This window comes from Amycolatopsis palatopharyngis (genome assembly GCF_003385185.1).
In the GTDB taxonomy this organism is placed as follows: Bacteria; Actinomycetota; Actinomycetes; order Mycobacteriales; family Pseudonocardiaceae; genus Amycolatopsis; species Amycolatopsis palatopharyngis.
This window is the reverse complement of record NZ_PQHZ01000061.1, coordinates 26315-32618: the sequence shown is the minus strand read 5'-3', so window position 1 is coordinate 32618 and position 6304 is coordinate 26315. Positions and strand designations below refer to the sequence as shown.

6 protein-coding genes are annotated in these 6304 nt (G+C 64.8%); 2 read left to right on the top strand and 4 right to left on the bottom strand.

The features are described 5' to 3' along the window. On the top strand, nt 1–804 hold an 804-nt coding region (locus D0C15_RS29640; protein ID WP_162830300.1), incomplete at its 5' end, for an alpha/beta fold hydrolase. 99 nt (nt 805–903) lie between these two features. Here D0C15_RS29640 and D0C15_RS29635 read toward each other — a convergent pair. Together D0C15_RS29635 and D0C15_RS29630 are read right to left on the bottom strand one after the other, a co-directional pair. After that, entirely contained in the window at nt 904–2085 is a 1182-nt protein-coding gene (locus D0C15_RS29635) for an acyl-CoA dehydrogenase family protein (RefSeq protein ID WP_116051424.1), read from the bottom strand. A 110-nt stretch (nt 2086–2195) separates the two neighbouring features. Further along, entirely contained in the window at nt 2196–2900 is a 705-nt protein-coding gene (locus tag D0C15_RS29630; RefSeq protein WP_211323378.1) for a class I SAM-dependent methyltransferase, read from the bottom strand. 304 nt (nt 2901–3204) lie between these two features. Between D0C15_RS29630 and D0C15_RS29625 the strand changes: the two genes are divergently transcribed. Then, a complete protein-coding gene (locus D0C15_RS29625; protein ID WP_116051422.1) occupies nt 3205–4248 on the top strand; it encodes a ketoacyl-ACP synthase III family protein in 1044 nt (347 codons plus the stop codon). Between the two features lie 118 nt (nt 4249–4366). On the opposite strand, the gene D0C15_RS29620 is transcribed toward D0C15_RS29625, so the two are convergent. Together D0C15_RS29620 and D0C15_RS29615 are read right to left on the bottom strand one after the other, a co-directional pair. Further along, nucleotides 4367–4939 carry a DUF5655 domain-containing protein gene (locus tag D0C15_RS29620; RefSeq protein ID WP_116051421.1) on the bottom strand — a complete coding sequence of 191 codons (573 nt, stop codon included), beginning with the start codon at nt 4937–4939 and terminating at the stop codon, nt 4367–4369. Nucleotides 4940–5180: 241 nt separating this feature from the next. Further along, nucleotides 5181–6242, bottom strand: coding sequence for a methyltransferase (locus D0C15_RS29615; RefSeq protein ID WP_211323377.1), 1062 nt, complete (start codon nt 6240–6242; stop codon nt 5181–5183). Nucleotides 6243–6304 lie beyond the last annotated feature (62 nt).

Sequence of the window (6304 nt, the reverse complement as noted above, 5' to 3'; positions counted from 1 at the left end):
CCCACCATCCCCGGATTCGGCTTCTCCGGCCCCACCCCCGACACCGGATGGACCATCCCCCGAGTCGCCCAAACCTGGACCACCCTCATGCACCGCCTCAACTACCACCACTACGCCGTCCAAGGCGGCGACCTCGGCGCACTGATCTCGCTCGAAGTCTGCGGGCAGGATGCCGGGGTCATCGGCGCACACGTGAACTTTCTGATCACCCGCCCGTCTGGAGCCGACGGTGAACTCGACAACCTCAGCGCACAGGATCGCTCCCGGCTCGCCAGGATCAGACAGTTCGACGAGGACCAGCCTGGCTACATGAAGCTTCAGTCGACCCGGCCGCGGACACTGTCCTACGGCCTCACCGACTCCCCCGTCGGCCAACTCGCCTGGATCATCGAAAAATTCAAGGAATGGACCGACTCCGACAAAGCCCCCGAAGACGCCATCAACCGCGACCAACTACTCACCAACGTCATGATCTACTGGCTCACCGCCACAGCAGGAACCTCAGCCGATCTCTACTTCGAGATCGGTGAACAGATCCGGGCGGCGCTGGCCGGGCACGATGATCCCGGCCGGGCGCCAGTGCGGTGCGAGGTACCGGTCGGCGTCGCGGTGTTCCCGCACGACATCGTCGCTCCGATCCGCCAGCTCGCCGACCGAGAGTACCCCAACATCACACACTGGACCGAGTTCGACCGCGGGGGACACTTCGCCGCGATGGAGCAGCCCGGGTTGCTGATCGAGGATGTTCGCGATTTCCTGCGCCAGCATCGGGGGAAAGCACGGCCGGCCAGCACGACCAGTTGAGGCAGCGGTGACAGACGAATACCCGGACACACCAACCGTGTCCGGGTATTCGTCTGTCACCGCTGCCGGGAACCGGGCCTGTTCGTGCCCGGCTCGCCCTCAGACGTACGGCGAGTTGGGCTCGAGGCCGCACAGGATCCGGCCGTAGAGCTCCAAGTTGGTAGCGGGCAGGTTCAGGCCGTGCAGGGTGATCGCGTCGAGGTCTCGCTGTATCCGCTGCAGCGGAGCCGTTCGCTGGATCGACACCGAGCCACTCGCCATGACGTAGGTGTCCACGGCGGCCTTAGTCAACTCACACACGCGACCGATCGCCATTCGGGAGTATGCCCGCTCCTCCAGCGACCACGCCTCGGACCTGACACTCTTACCGTCCACCATGTCCGCCAGCCGGTATGCGTGGAACTCCGCTTCATCAATGGACAGTGCCGCCTGGGCCACCTGCAGATGAGTGACAGCGGCCTCTCGCTGACTGAAGTATCCGGTGTAGACGATGCCGCGATCGGGAAGCCGCTCGAAGAACGCCTCGCGCGCTGCCTTGGCCAACCCGACGATCTTCCCGACGGTCGCGGCCGACACCGCGGGGATCATCGGCGCGCGGTACATCGGGGTTCCCGCGTTCAGCTCGGAAAAGGATTCCTGATTCAGCAAAGGCGCGATGCGCACATACCGGCCTTCGGGGATGAACAGGTCGCTCGCCGTCGCGGTGACGCTACCCGTACCCTGGAGCGCGGTGACGTTCCAGTCGTCGGCCATCTCGACGTCCCCGATCGGCACGACCGCGAGAATCGGCTCTTCGCCGCCGCCTTCCGCCGGAGCCATCGCGGACAGCAGCTTCCACTGGCTGTGCGCGGCACCGGTGTTGAACGCCCACCGTCCACTCACGACGATTCCACCGGGTTTGGGAACAGCTGTCCCCGTCGGGGCCAGTGTGCCGCACGTGCGCACATCCGTGGTCGAGAAGACCTCCTCCTGGATTTCATCCGGAAACAGGCCAAGCATCCAGGACGTGATCCACCAGAGCGCGACGGTGAACGCGGTGGATCCATCGGCGCGGCCCAGCTCCATTCCCGCATCGACCAAGGTCCGGGCGTCGCACTCGTAGCCGCCATAGCGACCTGTCACCCGCATCCGGAAGACTCCGGCATCGGCCAGCGCGGCAATCGACTCGTCATGCAGCCGCCTGTTCTCCTCCGACCATGCCGCGTTGGCGCGCAGAACGGGCGCGATCTCCGAAACTCGCCGGACCAGCTCGTCCCGCTGCGGAACCTGAGTGGATTGCACTGTCTCCTCCTTGACCAGAACGCGGCATTGGTGTGCTTGCCCTGAATCTGACACCGAATGGCGGCGCGAAGCATCTTCGGGCGTGCGGGGCTCCGCGGCCCGCTCCGTTGTCAGCTCGTTTCAGATCGCCTTGTTGCCAGGAAGGCCAGCCTGCTCTGGTTGTGACTGAGGTTCGGGGTGTGTCGCCGAGCGGAGAATCCGTGTGCGGACAACAGGGCGAGCATCTCGGACTCGTCGTACCGGGTGAGGCCCAGTCGCCGGCGAATTCTGGTGTAGGGCGAGAACGCGGTCGCGGCCAGGGCACGGAGCGCGGCCCAGAAGAACCGCTCCCGTATGGCGTAGCGGAGCAAGGAAGTGGCGTCGGCGAGCACGCTTCCCGCTCTCGGAACCACATCACTGATCAACAGCACTCCCGCAGGCGCGAGAAGCCTGCGGGCTTCGGTGAGCAACCGCTCGAGCTCGTCGCGACCGAGATACTGCACGACTGAGTTCGCCACCAGCAGGCCGACAGATCCGCCGGGAACCACGGAGAGTTCCTGCTCGCTGATCACGGTGATCTTCGGATGTCCCGCGTAGCGTGCCGTGAGGTTTCCGCGGACCTCCGCTGCGGCCTCGCACAACGTCACGCGCGTCGCGGAGGCGGCGATCCAGCCGGCGAACCGGGCCTCTCCCGCCCCGTAGTCGAGCACGTGCGCCCCCGAATCGGGAAGCAATCCGATGATATCCGTCGCGACCCGGCGGTAGTGCACCTCCCGATGACGGTCATTGACGTAGACGCGGTGTGTGCCGTTCCAGAACTCGAGCCAATCGTTCACCGCACGCTCCTCGCGTCGAGAAACCCGGACATCGCCCGTGAACCGGGTTGGCCGGCTCCGCAGGCCGACCCCGGCCGGTCGAACGTCACCACCCTCACAGCGGTTGTGGTGCTGGTGCTTCTCCCGGCATGCAGTGTGGCCGGAATCGGCGGTCTGCGGTACCCGGCCAACGATTCGGCTCCAGGTAGAGCATTCGAGAAGATTGGGGAATGTTGTGTCTCGCGTACGTTTCTCGGGACGGGACCAATGACGTCGCTGACCGGCCCGTTCGGCGGTCCGGCATGTAGACCAAGGAGGTGCGGTGGTGCGAACACCGCAGATGTTCATCACGGGACTCGGCGTTCACGTTCCACCCACAGTGAGCGTCGAGTCCGCCGTCGCCCAGGGGTTGTACCCGGCCGAAAGGGCCGACCCGGAAGGTCTGACCGGGGCAGCGGTGGCTGGGGACATGCCGGCCCCGGAAATGGCGTTGCGTGCGGCACGAGAGGCGTTCGACCGCGCGGGCACCTCCCCAACCGATGTGGATCTGTTGCTGTACGCCACAACGTGGCCGCACGGACCAGAGGGCTGGCTACCGCCGTCATACCTGCAGGACCACCTCGTAGGTGGCGATGTGTTGTCGTTGGAGATCAAGCAGGGCTGCAACGGCATGTTCGGCGCGTTGGAAGTTGGCGCGAGTTATCTGGCAGCGGACCGGGACCGGCGAACGGCGCTGCTGGTGGCCGCCGACAACTACGGAACACCGCTGATGGACCGGTGGGGCACTGGCGGGCCGTTCATCCCCGGTGACGCGGCCAGTGCGGTCGTACTCTCGAAGGACCGCGGCTTCGCCCAGCTGTTGTCGGTGAAGTCGATCTCGGCTCCGGCCGTGGACACCGATCTCACCATGCTCGGTGAGCCACTCTTTCCCCCTGCCATGACCGCGGGCAGGGAGGTCGACTTCACCCGTGGTGGTGCGAAAACGCAGGGACCGGTGTTTCAGGCCGCGTTGGTCGAACGGACGACCAACGCGAGAGAGAAGCTGATCGAGGTCGTCGAGACCAGCCTGTCCGAGGCCGGTATCAGCATCAGCGACGTGTCCAGAACGGCGGTGGTCAATGTCGACCGAGGATTCATCGAAGGCCGTGGCATGACCGCACTCGGCCTGGACATCGCCAAGTCAACCTGGGGTTACGGTCGCGACATCGGACACTGCGGCGCGAGTGATCCCCTACTCGGTTTCCGTCACCTGGTCTCGACCGGTCAACTGGGTCCGGGCGATCATCTGCTGATGGTGGCGACGGGACCGAGCATCACCGCCTCGTGTGCCGTAATCAAAATCTTGGACACCCCGGACGAAACGGACTGACGACAAGGCACCGCGGACGAGCTGACCAGGGGAAGGCAGCTCGTCCGCAGTGCCCCCCCATCCCGGTCCTGCGCGTTCCAGAAGCCTGGTGTCGCGTGATCCTGTTCGTCCTACGCCACTAGCTGTTGGCCTGGTACGCCTTGGCGAGCCAGTCCGCGACCTCGTCGTCCACGTCCGACTCGCTGGTCAGTGGAATTCGCACGGTCGAGGACTCGTCCCGCATCACCTGTGCCGACTCCAGCCGCCCATGCGGCTCGACGTCCTCGATTCGCATCCCGAGATCGACCCTGGTCTTGGTGCTCGCCTTCACCACGGCGAACTTGCGCTTCGGCGTCATCAAGGAGACATAGCTCTTGCGCACCTGGAGAGTTACCTCCCCGACGTCGGCCGCCACCGCGATGAGCCGGTCGTATATCGGCCTCAGGCTCTCCTTGCCCGCGTACTGTCCTTCAACGAGTTCGTCGGCGCTCGCGGTGGTGTACTCGGGGTAGCCAAACCGCTCCCTGACGAGGAGCGTCTGCGCGAATCCGGTGACACCCTGCTCCTTGAGCCACTTCTTCAACTCGGACTCGGTGCCGATTCCGGTGTCCACCACGCGGCGATTCCATTCCTTGACTCCGGCGCCCGTTTTGCGCTCAAGGAGTTCAGCACTCTGCTGCCACCTTTCACGCCAATCCTTGGTCTGCGACATGACACCCTTCCTGTCGGCGGTTCGTCTCCGTAATACTTGCTCGCTTCGCCCGTCTCGGATCTTATCGGATTTTTTTTCCGCTGGAGTAATTCCTCCCGGCATTATCGGAAACCGGACAAGCGGAGTTCACCGCATAACGACACTCTCGGCAGGTGCCGGCCACGAACAGCCGGCACCTGCCGAGAGCGCGATCGGTCAGTCCTCCTCATCCGCGACGGTCACTCACGATCTGCTTTCCGGTTCACGCTGCCCGCATACACTCGATCACACTGCAGACGCCGTGGATGCCGCGCTCCAACCCGCCGAGCGGGACGATTTTGTTGAGTTCGAATCCCGAGTTCGCGAGCAAGGTGCGCAGCTCCCCCTCGGTCCGCTCCCGGCCGCCGATGGTCACCATCATGTTCAAATCGCTGCCCGTGATCATCTCGTCCTCCGCGGACAGGCCGACACGGTCCGGAACAACCTGGTCGATCAACAGCAACCTGCCGTTCTCCGGCATCACGCGACGGCAGTTTCCGAGGATCTCCGCGCTGTGCTCATCGTCCCAGTCGTGAATGATGCTCTTGAGCAGGTACACCTCACCCCCGCTGGGCACTTCCTCGAAGAAGCTGCCGCCGACCACGGCGCACCGGTCAGCGAGATCGGACTCGGCGATCTCGGCACGCACCCCGTCGACGACCTCCGGACGGTCGAACAGGATCCCGTTGACCCCAGGATAGGCGCGCAACACGTTGCGCAGCAGCATTCCCTGACCGCCACCGACATCGACAACGGTGTCGAACGGGGAGAAGTCGTACGCCTCGACGACGCCCGTCGCGATCTGGGTGGCGAAGTAGGTCATCGCCCTGTCGAAGACGATGGCCTCTTCCGGATGCTTCGACAGGTAACTGAAGACCGGTTCGCCGAGTGCGCGTTCGAACGCCGACTCACCGGTTCGCACGCTGTGCTCGAGTTCACCCCACAGCTGGTGCTGTAGCGGCCCGGCGAACAACAGCGCGATCTGGTGAACCGAGTCCGGCGTGTCGGTGCGCAACAACTCGCCCATCGGCGAGAGCCCGAACTTGCCGTCGGCGTCCTGGACGAGCACTCCGGTACTCGTGAGCAACCCCAGCACGCGGGTCAGCGAAGGCGTGTGGGTGCCGGTCGCGGCCGCGAGATCGGCGGCCGTCCTCGGCCCGGCCGCGAGCAGATCGGCGAGACCGAGATCCGCAGCCAAGTAGATGGCCCTGGACGGGTAGAACCCCGTGATCATCCGCATGAGCGAGGCGGAGAGAGACGGCGAACCCGGCTCGACACTTTCCATGACCATCCTCATTGTCCTTCCATGTCAGCGATACCACCAGCATGGCTGGGATCCTGTTCACC

Excerpts from the sequence above, each read along its gene's own strand:
- D0C15_RS29620 (WP_116051421.1), bottom strand. The coding sequence starts at position 4,939 with ATGTCGCAGACCAAGGATTGGCGTGAAAGGTGGCAGCAGAGTGCTGAA.
- D0C15_RS29615 (WP_211323377.1), bottom strand. The coding sequence starts at position 6,242 with ATGGAAAGTGTCGAGCCGGGTTCGCCGTCTCTCTCCGCCTCGCTCATG.